This is a genomic window from Microbacterium sp. NPDC057741 (genome assembly GCF_042798735.1).
Taxonomy (GTDB): Bacteria; Actinomycetota; Actinomycetes; order Actinomycetales; family Microbacteriaceae; genus Microbacterium.
Genome location: NZ_JBHVJW010000001.1, coordinates 418,342 through 432,737 on the forward strand (window position 1 = coordinate 418,342; position 14,396 = coordinate 432,737).

Annotated in this window: 14 protein-coding genes; 12 read left to right on the forward strand and 2 right to left on the reverse strand. The window is 69.9% G+C overall.

All coding sequences use genetic code 11. From position 1 onward, the window contains the following. Nucleotides 1-201 precede the first annotated feature (201 nt). Genes nirB through ACFVDO_RS02095 form a run of 5 tightly spaced genes read left to right on the forward strand, consistent with a single transcriptional unit; the run spans nt 202 to nt 5,015 of the window. A complete protein-coding gene (nirB, locus tag ACFVDO_RS02075; RefSeq protein WP_378857291.1) occupies nt 202-2,781 on the forward strand; it encodes a nitrite reductase large subunit NirB in 2,580 nt (859 codons plus the stop codon). Continuing rightward, on the forward strand, nt 2,778-3,140 hold the full coding sequence (nirD, locus tag ACFVDO_RS02080; RefSeq protein ID WP_378857289.1) for a nitrite reductase small subunit NirD: 363 nt from the start codon (nt 2,778-2,780) through the stop codon (nt 3,138-3,140). The genes nirB and nirD overlap by 4 nt, the downstream gene beginning before the upstream one ends. After that, on the forward strand, nt 3,137-3,895 hold the full coding sequence (cobA, locus tag ACFVDO_RS02085; protein ID WP_378857287.1) for a uroporphyrinogen-III C-methyltransferase: 759 nt from the start codon (nt 3,137-3,139) through the stop codon (nt 3,893-3,895). Before nirD ends, cobA begins: the two co-directional genes overlap by 4 nt. Beyond that, the gene (locus tag ACFVDO_RS02090; protein ID WP_378857285.1) at nt 3,892-4,497 is read left to right on the forward strand and encodes a uroporphyrinogen-III synthase; all 606 of its coding nucleotides are present in this window, start codon (nt 3,892-3,894) and stop codon (nt 4,495-4,497) included. The genes cobA and ACFVDO_RS02090 overlap by 4 nt, the downstream gene beginning before the upstream one ends. Beyond that, nucleotides 4,407-5,015 (forward strand): uroporphyrinogen-III synthase, encoded by a 609-nt coding sequence (locus ACFVDO_RS02095; RefSeq protein WP_378886848.1) that lies wholly within the window; start codon nt 4,407-4,409, stop codon nt 5,013-5,015. Before ACFVDO_RS02090 ends, ACFVDO_RS02095 begins: the two co-directional genes overlap by 91 nt. A gap of 75 nt (nt 5,016-5,090) precedes the next feature. On the opposite strand, the gene ACFVDO_RS02100 is transcribed toward ACFVDO_RS02095, so the two are convergent. Together ACFVDO_RS02100 and ACFVDO_RS02105 are read right to left on the reverse strand one after the other, a co-directional pair. Beyond that, complete coding sequence (locus ACFVDO_RS02100; RefSeq protein ID WP_378857283.1) at nt 5,091-5,999, reverse strand: formate/nitrite transporter family protein; 909 nt, start codon at nt 5,997-5,999, stop codon at nt 5,091-5,093. Between the two features lie 131 nt (nt 6,000-6,130). Continuing rightward, complete coding sequence (locus tag ACFVDO_RS02105; protein ID WP_378857281.1) at nt 6,131-6,436, reverse strand: hypothetical protein; 306 nt, start codon at nt 6,434-6,436, stop codon at nt 6,131-6,133. Between the two features lie 92 nt (nt 6,437-6,528). Between ACFVDO_RS02105 and ACFVDO_RS02110 the strand changes: the two genes are divergently transcribed. The 7 genes from ACFVDO_RS02110 to ruvX all read left to right on the forward strand — a co-directional run bounded on the left by ACFVDO_RS02110 (nt 6,529) and on the right by ruvX (nt 14,393). Further along, nucleotides 6,529-7,860 (forward strand): replication-associated recombination protein A, encoded by a 1,332-nt coding sequence (locus ACFVDO_RS02110; protein WP_378857279.1) that lies wholly within the window; start codon nt 6,529-6,531, stop codon nt 7,858-7,860. 15 nt (nt 7,861-7,875) lie between these two features. Further along, the gene (locus ACFVDO_RS02115) at nt 7,876-9,189 is read left to right on the forward strand and encodes an acyltransferase (RefSeq protein WP_378857277.1); all 1,314 of its coding nucleotides are present in this window, start codon (nt 7,876-7,878) and stop codon (nt 9,187-9,189) included. Nucleotides 9,190-9,340: 151 nt separating this feature from the next. Next, nucleotides 9,341-10,141 carry a hypothetical protein gene (locus tag ACFVDO_RS02120; RefSeq protein WP_378857275.1) on the forward strand — a complete coding sequence of 267 codons (801 nt, stop codon included), beginning with the start codon at nt 9,341-9,343 and terminating at the stop codon, nt 10,139-10,141. Nucleotides 10,142-10,318: 177 nt separating this feature from the next. Next, entirely contained in the window at nt 10,319-10,948 is a 630-nt protein-coding gene (rpsD, locus tag ACFVDO_RS02125) for a 30S ribosomal protein S4 (protein WP_236124724.1), read from the forward strand. 64 nt (nt 10,949-11,012) lie between these two features. Beyond that, nucleotides 11,013-11,204 carry a hypothetical protein gene (locus ACFVDO_RS02130; protein WP_116242083.1) on the forward strand — a complete coding sequence of 64 codons (192 nt, stop codon included), beginning with the start codon at nt 11,013-11,015 and terminating at the stop codon, nt 11,202-11,204. A 64-nt stretch (nt 11,205-11,268) separates the two neighbouring features. Beyond that, nucleotides 11,269-13,929 carry an alanine--tRNA ligase gene (gene alaS / locus ACFVDO_RS02135; protein ID WP_378857272.1) on the forward strand — a complete coding sequence of 887 codons (2,661 nt, stop codon included), beginning with the start codon at nt 11,269-11,271 and terminating at the stop codon, nt 13,927-13,929. Then, nucleotides 13,926-14,393 carry a Holliday junction resolvase RuvX gene (gene ruvX / locus ACFVDO_RS02140; RefSeq protein WP_378857270.1) on the forward strand — a complete coding sequence of 156 codons (468 nt, stop codon included), beginning with the start codon at nt 13,926-13,928 and terminating at the stop codon, nt 14,391-14,393. Before alaS ends, ruvX begins: the two co-directional genes overlap by 4 nt. The last annotated feature ends 3 nt before the right edge of the window (nt 14,394-14,396 follow it).

A 14,396-nucleotide genomic window follows, 5' to 3' on the forward strand; every position in this document is an offset into this window, starting at 1 on the left:
TTGCGCGGCTTCCCGCGGGAGTGGAAAGGGACGATGACCAGCCTAGTATGCGCGGTCGGGCCTCTCGCAGTCCTCCCTCCGGGGCGCTCACATCGCCGTTACCGATTTGTGAGCGGAACGTTCGACGGGCGTAACGTGCGACCGCCTCTGCAGGAAACACCGCCGACCTACCGTCAGGACCATCGGGACAGAGGAGGCGTCATGACGGATCGATCGGACATGCCCGCGGATGTGGTCGTGGTCGGAGCGGGAATGGTCGCCCACCGGTTCGCGGAGAGTCTGCTCACGCGCACCGACGACCGACTGCATCTGGTGATGATCGGCGACGAGGGGACGGAGCCGTACGACCGCGTCGGGCTGACCTCGTTCTTCTCGGGCGCGACGGCCCGCGACCTGGCGCTTGATCCGCGGGTGCTCGACGATCCCCGCATGACGTTCCTCGCCGACGACCCCGCCGTCGGCATCGACCGAAGCCGGCGCGTCGTGCACACACGCAGCGGGCGGACGCACCGGTATCGGACCCTGGTGCTCGCCACCGGCTCCTCTGCGGCACGCGTCTCCGTGGCAGGTGCCGATCTCGCGGGCTGCTTCGTCTACCGGACCCTGGACGACGTCAGTGGCATCCGATCCTTCGTGGAGCGACGTCGAGGCGAGCTCGGTCGCCCGCTGCGCGGTGCGGTGATCGGCGGCGGGCTCCTCGGGCTCGAGGCTGCCGGCGCACTGCAGAGCCTCGACATCGACTGCATCGTGGCGCAGTCGTCCGATCGCCTGATGTCCGCGCAGTTGGACCTCGCCGGAGCCACGATGCTGCGCCGGCTCGTCGAGGCCCGTGGGATCTCCGTGCGCACGGACAGCCGGACCACGCGCCTGGACGGCGACGTCGACGGCAACGTGAGCGGGCTGCGATTCCGCGACGGTGGCGCCCTGGCCGCCGACGTCGTGATCTTCACGGTCGGGGTGCGCCCCCGCGACGAACTCGCCCGCGAAGCGGACCTGGCAGTGCACACGGATGGCGGGGTGCTGATCGACGCACGCTGCCGCACCTCCGACGCGCAGATCCTCGCCATCGGCGAGGTGGCCAGCTACGAGGGGCGCGCGGTCGGGCTCGTCGCGCCCGGCTACGCGATGGCCGAGGTCGCCGCGACCCGACTGCTCGGCGGCGACGCCACGTTCCCGGGCTTCGACGACTCGGCCAAGCTGAAGCTCTCCGGCACCGACGTGGCGAGCTTCGGCGACGCGCACGCCGTCAGCCCGGACGCTCTCGACGTCGTGTATGCGGATCCGGTGGCCGGGGTGTACAAGAAGCTCGTGCTGTCGGATGACGCGAAGACGCTGCGGGGAGGCATCCTCGTCGGCGACGCCGCCGCCTATGGCACGCTGCGGGCCCTGGTCGGCGGTCCGCTCGGCGCGGACCCTGCCGCCTACCTGATCCCGGCGGCCGACGCCGATGCTCCGTCTGCGCAGCTGCCGGACGCGGCGATCGTGTGCTCCTGCTCGAACGTGTCCGCCGGTCGCATCCGGCAAGCCGTGCACGAGGAGGGTTGCGCCGACGCCGGTGCCGTCCGGGCATGCACGAAGGCGGGGGCCGCCTGCGGATCGTGCTTCCTCACGGTGAAGAAGCTGGTGGCGACCGAGCTCGAGGGAAGCGGCGCGGCGCCGGTCACCGCACTGTGCGAGCACTTCGGGATGTCGCGGCGGCAGCTCTTCGACGCGGTGCGGGTCGCCGAGCTGACGACGTTCAGTGCGATCATCGCGCGCTTCGGCAGCGGGCGGGGATGCGACATCTGCAAGCCCGCGATCGCCAGCATCCTGGCGGTGCTCGTCGGAGCGCATGTGCTGTCCGGCGAGAACGCGACGCTGCAGGACACCAATGATCACGTGATGGCCAACATGCAGAAGGACGGCACCTACTCGGTCGTGCCGAGGATGCCTGGCGGCGAGGTGACGCCGCAGGGGCTGATCGCGATCGGCAGGGTCGCCGACGACTTCGGGCTGTACACGAAGGTCACCGGCGGCCAGCGCATCGACATGTACGGTGCACGGCTCGAGCAGCTGCCCGACATCTGGGGCCGCCTGGTGGATGCGGGGTTCGAGTCGGGGCAGGCCTACGGCAAGGCGCTGCGCACCGTGAAGTCCTGCGTCGGTTCGACATGGTGCCGCTACGGTGTGCTGGACTCCGTCGGGATGGCCGTGCGTCTCGAACTGCGCTATCGCGGCCTGCGGGCGCCGCACAAGATCAAGATGGGCGTCTCCGGGTGCGCGCGGGAGTGCGCGGAGGCGCGGAGCAAGGACGTCGGGGTCATCGCCACGGAGAGCGGCTGGAACCTCTACGTCGGCGGCAACGGAGGGTTCACCCCGCGTCATGCCGAGCTGCTCGCGTCGGGGCTCGACGATGAGGCACTCATCCGCGCCATCGACCGGTTCTGCATGTACTACATCCGCACGGCCGATCGTCTGCAGCGAACCGCCACGTGGTGTGCGGAGCTGGACGGAGGTCTGGAAGGGCTCAGGGGCGTGATCTTCGAGGACAGCCTCGGCGTCGGTGCGGATCTCGACGCGGCCATGGCTGCGCACGTCGACCGCTACGAGGACGAATGGGCAGCGGCGCTGCGGGATCCGGAGATCCTGCGGAGGTTCGAGTCGTTCGTGAACGCCGCGGACACCCCCGATCCCTCTCTCGCCTATGTGCCGGAGCGCGGGCAGGTCCGCCCGGCAACAGCCACGGAGCGCGCCGACCGCGCGGTCCTGATCGCAGGAACGACACTGGAGGTACGGCGATGACCATGCTCGCGGAACGACCGACTCTCATCCGCATCTGCCGCGTCGGCGATCTCGAAGTGGAGCGTGGCCGCGCCGCGCTGCTCGGCGGGAACCAGGTCGCGCTCTTCCTGCTCGAGGACGGCACGGTGCACGCGGTCTCGAACCTCGATCCCTACAGCGGTGCGAACGTCATCTCTCGCGGCATCGTCGGCACGCGCGGGCAGGAGCCGACCGTCGCATCTCCGATGCACAAGCAGGTGTTCAGTCTCCGCACCGGCGCCTGTCTGGACGCGCAGGGGAAGGACCTGATGGCCCTGCGCACCTGGGCGGTGAGCGTCCACGATGACATGGTCCTGATCGACGCAGAGGATCTGAGATGACCGGGGGGCGCGTCCATCTCGTCGGCGGTGGCCCTGGGCCGGCGGACCTGATGACGGTGCGCGCAAGCCGACTGATCGCAGAGGCCGACGTCATCGTCGTCGATCGGCTGGGTCCGACCGCTGAGGTGCTCAGGGGACTCGGTCCCGCGGTGCGCGTGATCGATGTCGGCAAGCATCCCGGCCATCACCCGGTTCCGCAGGAGGAGATCAACCGGATCCTCGTCGAGCAGGCCGCAGCCGGAGCTCGCGTCGTGCGGCTCAAGGGCGGTGATCCGTTCGTGTTCGGCCGCGGGGGAGAGGAGGTGCGCGCATGCCTCGCCGCGGGGATCCCGGTGGAGGTGGTTCCCGGACCGTCGAGCGCGATCGCGGTGCCGCAGGCCGCCGGCATCCCGGTCACCCATCGCGGCACGGCGTCCGCGTTCCACGTGCTGAACGGTCAGGGCGAGATCACCGCAGGGTCGCTGGCAGCGCTCGCGGACGACAGCGTGACGACCGTGATCCTCATGGGCGTGGCGGCCCTCCGGACGATCGTGTACGCAGCGCTCGGGCACGGCGTGTCGCCGCATCGTCCCGTCGCCTTCGTCGAGAGCGGCCATTCCGCGCGGCAGCGGACGACGCGGACCACGCTCGAGCACGCACTGCGGGACGCGCAGGATATCGGGTTGAGCAATCCGGCCGTCATCGTGGTCGGCGACGTCGCGAGGGCGGATCTGCTGCTGCCGGCGTCGCAGCCGGTCGCGGAGGCCTCGGTATGACGGTGCAGCACGGTGGAGACGCCGTGCTGCTGGGCTGCACGATGGTGGTCGCCGCGGAGCGGCGGTCGGGTGATCTCGCCAGCGCACTCGCGCGCCACGGCGCGAGAGTCCTGCGTGCGCCTCCGCTGTCCATCCGGCCGAATGCCGACGACGAGCAGCTGCTCGAGATGACCCGTATGATCATCGAGAGGCCGCCGGATGTCGTCGTCGCGACGACCGGTGTCGGATTTCGCGGCTGGATGGATGCCGCGCATGAGAACGGGCTGGCGGACGATCTCTTCGGAGCTCTGCGCTGCGCGCGGTTCGTCGCGCGCGGGCCCAAGGCGCATGGTGCGATCCAGCAGGCGGGTTTCACCGCGGACTGGGTCGCCCGGTCGGAGACCGCGGCCGAGGTCGGCGACCACCTCGTGAAGTTCGGCATCGCGGGAGCCCGGGTCGTGGTGCAGCATCACGGCGGCGGAGACACGGCTTGGACCGGCTGGTCACCGCCCACGGTGGCGAGGCACTGGGCATCACCGTGTACCGCTGCGGGCCGCCGCAGGACCCGGAGCTGGTGGCACGCACCGTCGAGCAGGCCGCCACGGGCGGCGCCGACGCCGTGATGTTCACCTCGGCGACCGGTGCGACGGAATGGCTCCGGATAGCGGAGCGGGCCGGAGCACTGCCGAGGATCGGAGCGCGCGCCGCGCGCGGGCGGCTACTGGTCGCCGCGGTCGGCCCGGTCACGGCGAAGCCTCTGACCGACGCGGGGCTGCGTACGACGACCGCGGCCAGAGGCCGGCTCGGTTCACTCGTGCGCTGTGTCGTCGACCACTACGCGTCCGGCCGGGCGGCCAGGGTGCGCACAGACGCGGGTACCCTCGAGGTGCGCAGCGGCGGGGCCGTGCTGAACGGTGACTTCGTGCCGTTGTCCCGTGCCTCCGCGGACGTGCTCGACGCGTTGTCCGGTGCGGGTGGTCGGGTGCTCACCCGGGAGGAACTCGGCCGCGTGCTCCCTCGCGCCGGCCAGAACAGCCATGCCGTCGAGATGGCGGTCGCGCGCCTCCGGGAGGCCCTGGGACGCGCGGACGTGGTGAACACCGTGATCAAGCGCGGGTACCGTCTCGCGGTCGCGGAGTGAGTCGGCGCGAGTTCTCGGGGCGCGGATGTGGGCGGGGCGCCTGTGTGCCCCGCCCACATCCGCGTGCTCCCCGGGTCAGGAGACGACGACCTTCTCCCGCTCCGAGGACTGATCTGCGAGGACGGGAGCGGCGGCGACGACGTGCAGGGGTGCGGCCGGCCGCGCAAGGGACCGATCCGTCCGGCGACGTGCTGCCGGACGGCCGTGGGTGAGGTACAGCGGCAGCCCGACGAACAGCAGCCCGCCGACGAGGTTGCCGAGGATCGTGGGCAGCTCGTTCCACAGCAGGTAGTCCCCGAGAGTGAAGTCTGCGCCGAGCATCAGCCCTGAGGGGAACAGGAACATGTTGACCACCGAGTGCTCGAAACCCATGTAGAAGAAGAGCGTGATCGGCAGCCACATGGCCACGATCTTGCCGATCACGCTGTCCGACGCCATCGAGAGCACCACGCCGGTCGACACCAGCCAGTTGCACAGCATCCCCCTGACGAACAGGGTGAGCATGCCGGCCATCCCATGCTCGGCGTAACCGACGGTTCGAGAGTGACCGATCTCGCCGATGGCGTGCCCGACGGCGCTGGGCTCGGTCGAGAATCCGTATGTGAAGCAGATCGCCATCAGCAGGGCGACGACGAGTGCGCCGGCCAGGTTGCCCAGGAAGACGAGTCCCCAGTTGCGAAGCATCGCGGCCACGGTCGCGCCGGGCCGCCTGTCGATCACCGCGAGCGGTCCGAGCGTGAACACTCCGGTGAGCAGGTCGTACCCGAACAGGTAGAGGATGACGAATCCGATCGGGAACAGCAGTGCACCGATCAGTGGCTGGGCGGTGCTGGTGGACACGGTCACGGCGAACGCCGCACCCATGGTCAGGAACGCCGCGCCCATGAACGCGCGAATGAGCGTGTCCCTGGTCGACAGCCGCATCTTGTACGCGCCGGCATCGACCATGCGCGTGACCAGCTCGGCGGGTTTGATGTATGACATGGAACCTCCGGGGGACGGGAGCGCTGAGGCTCCGGTCAGTCCAGAGTCGACCAGCCGCATGTCAGACGGAGGCCGCGGAGGTTACGTCCGTGGAGCGATTCGCTCACATCGGGCGTTCGCGTCGGTGAGGGTCACGTGGCGGGTGTCGGGGAATCGCTCGGTGTCGGGGCCGTGGTCGGCGTCGGGGAGGCGCCGTCGGTCGGAGCGACCGAGCTGGTCGCCTTCGGCTTCGGCGCGGGAGCATCGGCCTGGGCGAGCATCACCTGGCTGAAGACCGCGCCGACGACCAGCAGTCCGCCGACCACCGACGCCACGATGTTGTCCCGGGAACGGCGCCGGGCTCGGCCCTCGTGCCAGGCCGTCCTCGCGGCATAGCGGCGAGCGCGCTCCGCCTGCTGTCGTGCGTGCTGCGCGTCGTTCTTGCCGCGTCCGGCCATGCGGGTCCTCCCGGGGATGAGAACAGGTCTGCAGCGAGCCTACCGGTGACCGCGCGGACGGCCGTGTCCGCCGCCCGCATTAGCCTGGAGGCATGAGCTCACCCGCATCCCTGATGTCCGGCCGGACGCCGCTGGCCGTGCGGATGCGGCCGGTGTCGCTCGACGAGGTCGCCGGACAGCAGCATCTGCTGCGCCCCGGCTCGCCGATCGTCGCGCTGGCGGATCCGGATGCTGCGGCGCCCGGCGCCGTCTCGATCATCCTCTGGGGCCCGCCCGGCACCGGCAAGACGACGCTCGCGCAGGCGATCGCCCGCTCGTCAGGGCGCCGCTTCGTGGAGCTCTCCGCGATCACCGCCGGCGTCAAGGACGTGCGCGAGGTCATGCAGGAGGCGGTGACGCAGCGCGACCTCTACGGGCAGACGACGATTCTGTTCCTGGACGAGATCCACCGCTTCACCAAGGCCCAGCAGGACGCACTGCTCCCCGGGGTCGAGAACGGGTGGGTCATCCTCATCGCTGCGACCACAGAGAACCCGTCGTTCTCCGTCATCTCGCCGCTGATCTCGCGGTCGCTGCTGCTCACTCTGCAGCCGCTCACCGATGACGACATCGGCGTTCTCATCGACAGAGCCGTGACGGATGCCCGAGGTCTGAACGGAGCGGTGGCGATGCAGGCCGCCGCCCGTGCCGCGCTGATCCGACTGGCGTCCGGCGATGGCCGCCGCGCGCTCACCGGGCTCGAGGCGGCATCCGCGGTCGCGCTGTCGAACGCCGACGAGGGCGCGGTTCCGGAGGTCACCGACGACGACGTCGCGCAGGCGGTCGACAAGGCGCTGCTGCGGTACGACCGGCAGGGCGACGAGCACTACGACGTGATCAGCGCGTTCATCAAGTCGATCCGCGGCTCGGATCCGGATGCCGCGCTGCACTACCTCGCCCGCATGATCGAGGCGGGGGAGGACCCCCGCTTCATCGCCCGCCGTCTGGTCATCTCGGCCGCCGAGGATGTCGGCCTCGCCGATCCGCAGGGGCTGGTCATCGCGACTGCCGCCGCTGATGCCGTCGCCTTCATCGGGATGCCGGAGGGCCGTATCCCCCTCGCCGAGGCGACGGTCTACCTGGCGACGACGGCGAAATCGAACGCCGCCTACGTCGGAATCGACCAGGCCATCGCCGATGTCCGTGCCGGCGGGTTCGGTCGCGTGCCCCTGCACCTGCGCGACGCGCACTACCCGGGCGCCAAGCGGCTCGGGCACGGCAAGGGTTACCGGTATCCGCACGACGCCGAGGTCGGTGTGCTGCCGCAGCAGTATCTGCCGGACGAGCTCGACGGGCGCCGCTACTACGAGCCCAAGCCTCTCGGCGCGGAGCGCGACATCGCCGCCAGACTCGAGCGAATCCGCCGCATCCTCGGCGACCGCTGACCTTACAGTGGTTCCGTGACCCGACAGCTGCCACGGCTCCCCGCAGGCCGCGACCTGTCGATCGACTTCGTCAGAGCGATCTGCCTGCCACTGGTCGTGCTGCTGCACGCGTTGCAGATGGGCATCGCCGGCGACCCGCCCCGCGCGTTCAATGCGCTGCTGGCCTGGACGCCGCTGGTCTGGATCACGTGGATCGGGATGATCATGCCGACGTTCTTCATCGCCGGCGGGTTCGCGGGCATCACCACCTGGCGCCGTCTGCACAACCAGGGGGAGACCGCAGCGCAGTACATCCGGATCCGGGCGCTGCGACTGGCGCGTCCGGTGCTCTTCGCGATGCTGGGGGTGCTGGCCGTCCTCGGTGTGATGGCGCTCGTCGGTGCCGACCCGGAATTCCTGCGCACGTTCGCCTTCCGGCTGGCCGAGCCGCTCTGGTTCATCGCTGTGTACGCGATCTGCACGTCGTTCGTCCCGCTCATGGCATGGCTGCATCGCCGCGCGGCGTGGGCGACCTACTTCGGACTCGCGGGCGCCGCCGTGGCGGTGGACCTGCTGGACCGCTTCGCGCACGTGCCGGTGGGAGCCCTGAACTGGCTGTTCGTCTGGTTGTTCGTGCAGCAGCTCGGCTTCGGCGTGCGGGACCAGTGGTACTCCCGCCGCCCGCGCTGGCTGCTCGCTCTGCTGGCGATCGTCGCGTATGGGCTGATGTTCGTCGCCGTCTTCGCACTCGGCTACGACCCCGACATGCTGGTCAACCTCAACCCTCCGACCGTGCTCCTGCTGCTGCTCGGCCTGGCGCAGGTCTACCTGTTCACGCTTCTGCAGCCGCTGATCCGAGCGCTGATGCGCCACAGGCCGGTGCTGCTGGTGATCGGCGTGCTCGGGATGTTCGGCATGGTGATCTACCTCTGGCACACGGTCGCCATGGCTGTGGTCGTCAGCGTGCAGCTCGCCCTCGGACTGCCCTTCCCGCCCGTGCTCTCCCCGCAGTGGTGGTGGACGCGGATCCCGTGGCTGCTGGCGATCGCCGCTGTCGTCGCGCTCTTCTGCGCGGTCGTGCCGCGTGTGGCGCGCACCTGGCCGCCGGAGCGGAAGCGCGCGATGCCGCTCTGGGCCGCGATCGTCGCCACACTGCTCGTCGTCCTGAGCGTGGGATGGGTCCTCACCCAGGGGTACCTCTCACCAGGGACCGCAGCGGCCGTGCTGCTGCTCGCTGCCGCGATCGCGTGGCTCACATCCGGCGGCCCCGCGGGTGGGGATGCCGCGGCGGAACCGTCGCCTGATCGTTCCCGTCCCGGCGTTGACGGTGTTCCGCGCGTCAGAGGATGATCGGTTCATGGCGAATCTCCGTCCGCACCGACGGCACGCGACCGCGACCTTGACCGCCGTTGCGCTCGTCGTGCTCACTGGTTGTGCGTCCGCGCCTGAACCGCCTGCCGCCGTTCCTGCACCGTCGAGTTCTCCGGCTTCACTGCAGGACGTGCTGACCACGGGCGCGGCGGTGACCGTGCTCGACGACGGAGACGGCGCGGAACTGTGCCTCGGTGCGCTGCTCGAGTCGTACCCGCCGCAGTGCGGCGGTCCGAAGCTCGTCGGGTGGGACTGGTCCGAGTGGCCCGGTACCTACGAGCAGGCCTCCGACGTGCGCTGGGGCTTGTATCGGGTCGACGGCACGTACGATCCGGAGGCGTTCGCGTTCACCCCGACCGGTGTGCGGCCTGGCGCGACCGCGTCGGAGCGGGGCGGACAGTCCAGACTCCAGATGTTCGCGACACCGTGCGCAGAGCCGAAGGGCGGCTGGCGCGTCATCGACCCCGCCCGTACGACGCCGGAGACGATGGATCGTGTCTTCGCCCGAGCGGCGCGGCTGCCCGGGTATGCGGTCTCCTGGGTGGATCGGTCGCGGGTGCCGAGCGCCGGTCCGGATGCCACGCCCGAGGAGCAGGTCGCCGAGACGGCGCCGAGCCCCGAGCTCACGGTGGTGAATGTGCGGGTCACCGGCGACCCGGTGGCCGCGGAGAAAGAGCTGCGCGAGGTCTGGGGCGGGATGCTGTGCGTCACCACGGCCGAGCACACGGCAGCGGAGCTGAACGGCATCGCGGAGAAGATCCGGAACGCAGCATCCGATCCCCGTGTGTGGCTCGGTGTGAACGCCGATGACCTCGGCGGCTACGTGAGTGTGCAGGTCGTCTACGACGACGGCGCGCTGCAGCGCCGGATGGATGCCGAGTACGGGGCGGGTCTGGTTCTGGTGACCTCCTCGTTGCGGCCGGTGCCCTAAGAGGACGCAGAGCCGGCGTCTGATACGATGGATCGGCTCGAAACCGAGTTTTCGGGCATCCCTCCGCTCCTGCAACACTCTCCGCTGCGCCCCGGCGTGCGCTTCGGTGAGGGGGAATCGAGGCGATACGTCCGCGGGCCGTGAAAGACACGGCCGCGTCATCGGAAGGAATGCTTCGTGGTCACGAAGTCCCAGGACCGCCGCAAGGTCCGTCTCAGCCGTGCGCTGGGAATCCCGCTCACCCCGAAGGCCGCCCGCTACCTCGAGAAGCGTCCCTACGCTCCGGGTGAGCACGGTCGCACCAAGCGCAAGGCCGACAGCGACTACGCCGTCCGTCTGCGTGAGAAGCAGCGTCTGCGCGAGCAGTACGGCATCCGCGAGAAGCAGCTGCGCATCGCGTTCAACGAGGCTCGCCGCAAGGACGGCCTGACCGGTGAGAACCTGGTCGAGCTGCTCGAGATGCGTCTCGACGCCCTCGTGCTGCGTGCCGGCTTCGCCCGCACGACCGCGCAGGCCCGTCAGCTGGTCGTGCACCGTCACATCCTGGTCGACGGCCAGATCGTGGACCGCCCGTCGTTCCGCGTGAAGCCGGGTCAGCTCATCCACGTCAAGGCCAAGTCCGAGGCTCTCGAGCCGTTCCAGGTCGCAGCCGCCGGCGGTCACGCCGAGGTCCTGCCCCCGGTTCCGGGCTACATCGAGGTCGAGCTCGACAAGCTGCAGGCGCGTCTCGTGCGTCGCCCGAAGCGCGCCGAGGTTCCCGTGACCTGTGAGGTCCAGCTGGTCGTCGAGTACTACGCGGCTCGCTGATACACAGCACACGTGCGAGAGGCGTCGGGGGAATCCCCGGCGCCTCTCGTCATAGGATGGCGGAATGAAGAATCTGCTGTGGCTCCTGATCGGCGTGATCGGCGGGTTCGTCGCTGCGCACTTCATGAACAAGGACCCGCGCGGCCACGACGTCCTCGCCGACCTCGACTCGCGCATCACCGAGTTCACCAACATCGTCGGCGACGCGTACCGCGCTGAGGCGGCCCGGCTCACCGAGCCCGGCGCAGACGCCTGACCCGACCCCTCCTGCGCGCCTGACGGGCGCGCGTCGTTCCCACGCAAGGACACCGAGCACCCCCATGAAAACTGCGGAGATCGCGCAGCGCTACCTGAACTACTTCGAGAAGAACGACCACCTGATCGTTCCCTCGGCATCGCTGGTCAGCGAGGACCCCTCGCTGCTGTTCACGGTCGCCGGCATGGTGCCGATGATCCCGTACCTCACGGGAGTCGTCCCCGCGCCGCATCCCCGCATCGCCGATCTGCAGAAGTGCATCCGCACCAACGACATCGAAGAGGTCGGCCGCACCGCACGGCACGGCACCTTCTTCCAGATGCTCGGGAACTGGTCGTTCGGCGATTATTTCAAGGAAGGCGCCATCCGGTACGCCTGGGATCTGCTGACCTCGTCCGAGGCCGACGGCGGGCTCGGATTCGACGAGAAGGACCTCTGGGTCACGGTGTATGAGACCGATGACGAGGCCGAGGCCATCTGGCGCGACATCATCGGCCTGAAGCCGGAGCGCATCCAGCGACTCGGTCGCGCGGACAACTACTGGAACACCGGCCAGCCCGGCCCAGGCGGCCCCGACTCGGAGATCTTCTTCGACCGCGGCCCTGCCTACGGCAAGGACGGCGGCCCGGCCGTCGATGATTCGCGCTTCCTGGAGATCTGGAACCTCGTGTTCATGCAGGACCTCCTCGAGAACATCCGCAGCAAGACCGAGTTCGACATCGTCGGCGAGCTGCCGCAGAAGAACATCGACACCGGCATGGGTCTGGAGCGCGTCGCGTTCCTCAAGCAGGGCGTCGAGAACATGTACGAGACCGATCAGGTCCGCCCTGTACTCGACCGCGCGGTGGAGCTCTCCGGTCGCACCTACGGCGCAGTGCACGAGGACGACGTGCGCTTCCGCGTGATCGCCGACCACGTGCGCTCCTCGCTGATGCTGCTCTCCGACGGCGTGCGTCCGTCGAACGAGGGTCGCGGCTACATCCTGCGTCGCCTGATGCGCCGCACCGTTCGCGCCATGCGCCTTCTGGGCGTCGACGCACCGAGCTTCCCCGAGCTGTTCGAGGTGTCGAAGGACGCCATGAAGTCGGCCTACCCCGTGCTCGAGACCGACTGGTCGGTGCTGTCCTCGGCTGCCTTCGCCGAGGAGGAGACCTTCCGGCGTACGCTGGCCTCCGGCTCCACCATCCTCGACCTCGCCCTGAGCGACACGAAGAAGGCCGGCGGCTCGACCCTGAGCGGCTCCGAGGCGTTCCTGCTGCACGACACCTACGGATTCCCGATCGACCTCACCCTCGAGGTCGCTGAAGAGGCCGGGCTCGATGTCGACCGCCCCGCATTCGACGAGCTCATGCAGGGGCAGCGCGACCGCGCCAAGGCGGATGCCCGCAACCGCAAGCGCCAGCTCGCCGACGTCTCGGTGTACCGCGAGTTCCGCGCCGCGGGTGAGACGGTGTTCGCCGGCTACACGGACCTCGAGACCGAGTCGCGCGTGCTGGGCATCATCGTCGACGGCGTTCCCGTGCCCTCGGCATCCGAGGGCCAGGTCGCCGAGGTGATCCTCGCCGAGACCGCGCTGTACGCGGAATCGGGCGGCCAGGTCGCCGACAAGGGCCTGATCGTCGGCCCCGGCTTCGAGCTGGACATCCTCGACGTGCAGAAGCCGGTGCCCGGTCTGATCAGCCATACGGTGCAGGTCGACTCAGGCGTCGTCGCCGTCGACGACCGCGCGCGCTCCGTGGTGGATGCCGCGAACCGTCGTGCCGCCCGCCAGGCGCACTCCGCGACGCACCTCGTGCACGCCGCACTGCGCGACACACTCGGCAAGACCGCCACGCAGGCCGGTTCGCTGAACCGGGCCGGCTACATGCGCTTCGACTTCGCCTGGTCGCAGCCGCTGTCGCTCGAGACCCGCTCCGAGATCGAGGAGATCACCAACCGCGCCGTCAACGACGCACTCGAGGTGACCACCCGCATCGTCTCGCTCGACGAGGCCAAGGAGGCCGGCGCCATGGCGCTGTTCGGCGAGAAGTATGGCTCGGTCGTGCGGATGGTCGACATCGGCGGCCCCTGGTCGCGCGAGCTCTGCGCCGGCACGCATGTGTCGTCCAGCGCTGAGATCGGCCTGGTCAGCGTGGTCGGCGAGTCGTCGGTCGGCGCGTCCAACCGTCGCATCGAGGCCCTGGTCGGCCAGGACGCCTTCCGCGAGCTCGCTGCCGAGCGCACCGTGGTCTCGCAGCTGTCCGCCGCTCTGAAGGCTCCGCGCGACCAGCTGTCCACGCGCATCGAGGAGCTCCAGGCAGGCCTGAAGGCCGCCGAGAAGCGCATCGCGCAGTTCGAGGCCAAGGAGCGCGAGGGCCGCGTGCCCGCGCTGGCCGAGTCCGCCGCCCCCGCCGGCGCCTACCACGTCGTGGCCGCGTCGCTGGGTGCGGTCGGCTCCGCCGACGATGTGCGCACGCTCGCCCTGAGCGTGCGCGAGCGCCTCGGATCGGATGCCGCTGTCGTCGCCCTCGGCGGCGTCGCGAACGACCGCCCGATCGTCGTGATCGCCACCAACGACGCCGCACGCGCCGCGGGTGCCAAGGCCGGTGCGCTGGTGCGCGTCGCGGCGGGTGTTCTCGGCGGTGGCGGCGGGGGCAAGGACGACGTCGCACAGGGCGGCGGTACCGATGTCTCGGCCCTGGACGCCGCGCTGGACGCGGTGGTGACGGAGCTGAAGCGCGCGTGAGCGGGTTCCGGCGCGGCATCCGGCTCGGCATCGACGTCGGGAAGGCGCGGGTCGGCGTGGCCCGCTGCGATCCCGACGGGATGCTGGCGGTGCCGGTCGAGACCGTCCCGCGCTCCGAGACGTCGGTCGAGCGGATCGCCGAGCTGTGCGCGGAATGGGAGCCGATGGAGCTGGTCGTCGGGCTGCCGGTGAACATGCGCGGCGAGGAGACCCTCTCCACGACGGATGCCAGGGAGTTCGCGGCCGCGCTGGGGGAGCGAACCGGGCTGCCCGTGCGCATGGTCGACGAGCGCCTGAGCACGGTCTCCGCACACTCCGCGCTGCGTTCTTCTGGAAGATCCCAGAAGAAGTCTCGTAGCATTGTGGATCAGGTCGCCGCAGTAGTGCTGCTGCAGCATGCGATCGACACCGAGAAGAGCACCGGTACCCCCGCCGGCGCGATCATCGACCCACCCGAGGAGTAATCC

What these genes read in the sequence shown, in the direction of transcription:
- nirB (WP_378857291.1), top strand. Translation starts at nt 202, where the DNA reads ATGACGGATCGATCGGACATGCCCGCGGATGTGGTCGTGGTCGGAGCG.
- nirD (WP_378857289.1), top strand. Translation starts at nt 2,778, where the DNA reads ATGACCATGCTCGCGGAACGACCGACTCTCATCCGCATCTGCCGCGTC.
- cobA (WP_378857287.1), top strand. Translation starts at nt 3,137, where the DNA reads ATGACCGGGGGGCGCGTCCATCTCGTCGGCGGTGGCCCTGGGCCGGCG.
- ACFVDO_RS02090 (WP_378857285.1), top strand. Translation starts at nt 3,892, where the DNA reads ATGACGGTGCAGCACGGTGGAGACGCCGTGCTGCTGGGCTGCACGATG.
- ACFVDO_RS02100 (WP_378857283.1), bottom strand. Translation starts at nt 5,999, where the DNA reads ATGTCATACATCAAACCCGCCGAGCTGGTCACGCGCATGGTCGATGCC.
- ACFVDO_RS02105 (WP_378857281.1), bottom strand. Translation starts at nt 6,436, where the DNA reads ATGGCCGGACGCGGCAAGAACGACGCGCAGCACGCACGACAGCAGGCG.
- ACFVDO_RS02110 (WP_378857279.1), top strand. Translation starts at nt 6,529, where the DNA reads ATGAGCTCACCCGCATCCCTGATGTCCGGCCGGACGCCGCTGGCCGTG.
- ACFVDO_RS02130 (WP_116242083.1), top strand. Translation starts at nt 11,013, where the DNA reads ATGAAGAATCTGCTGTGGCTCCTGATCGGCGTGATCGGCGGGTTCGTC.
- alaS (WP_378857272.1), top strand. Translation starts at nt 11,269, where the DNA reads ATGAAAACTGCGGAGATCGCGCAGCGCTACCTGAACTACTTCGAGAAG.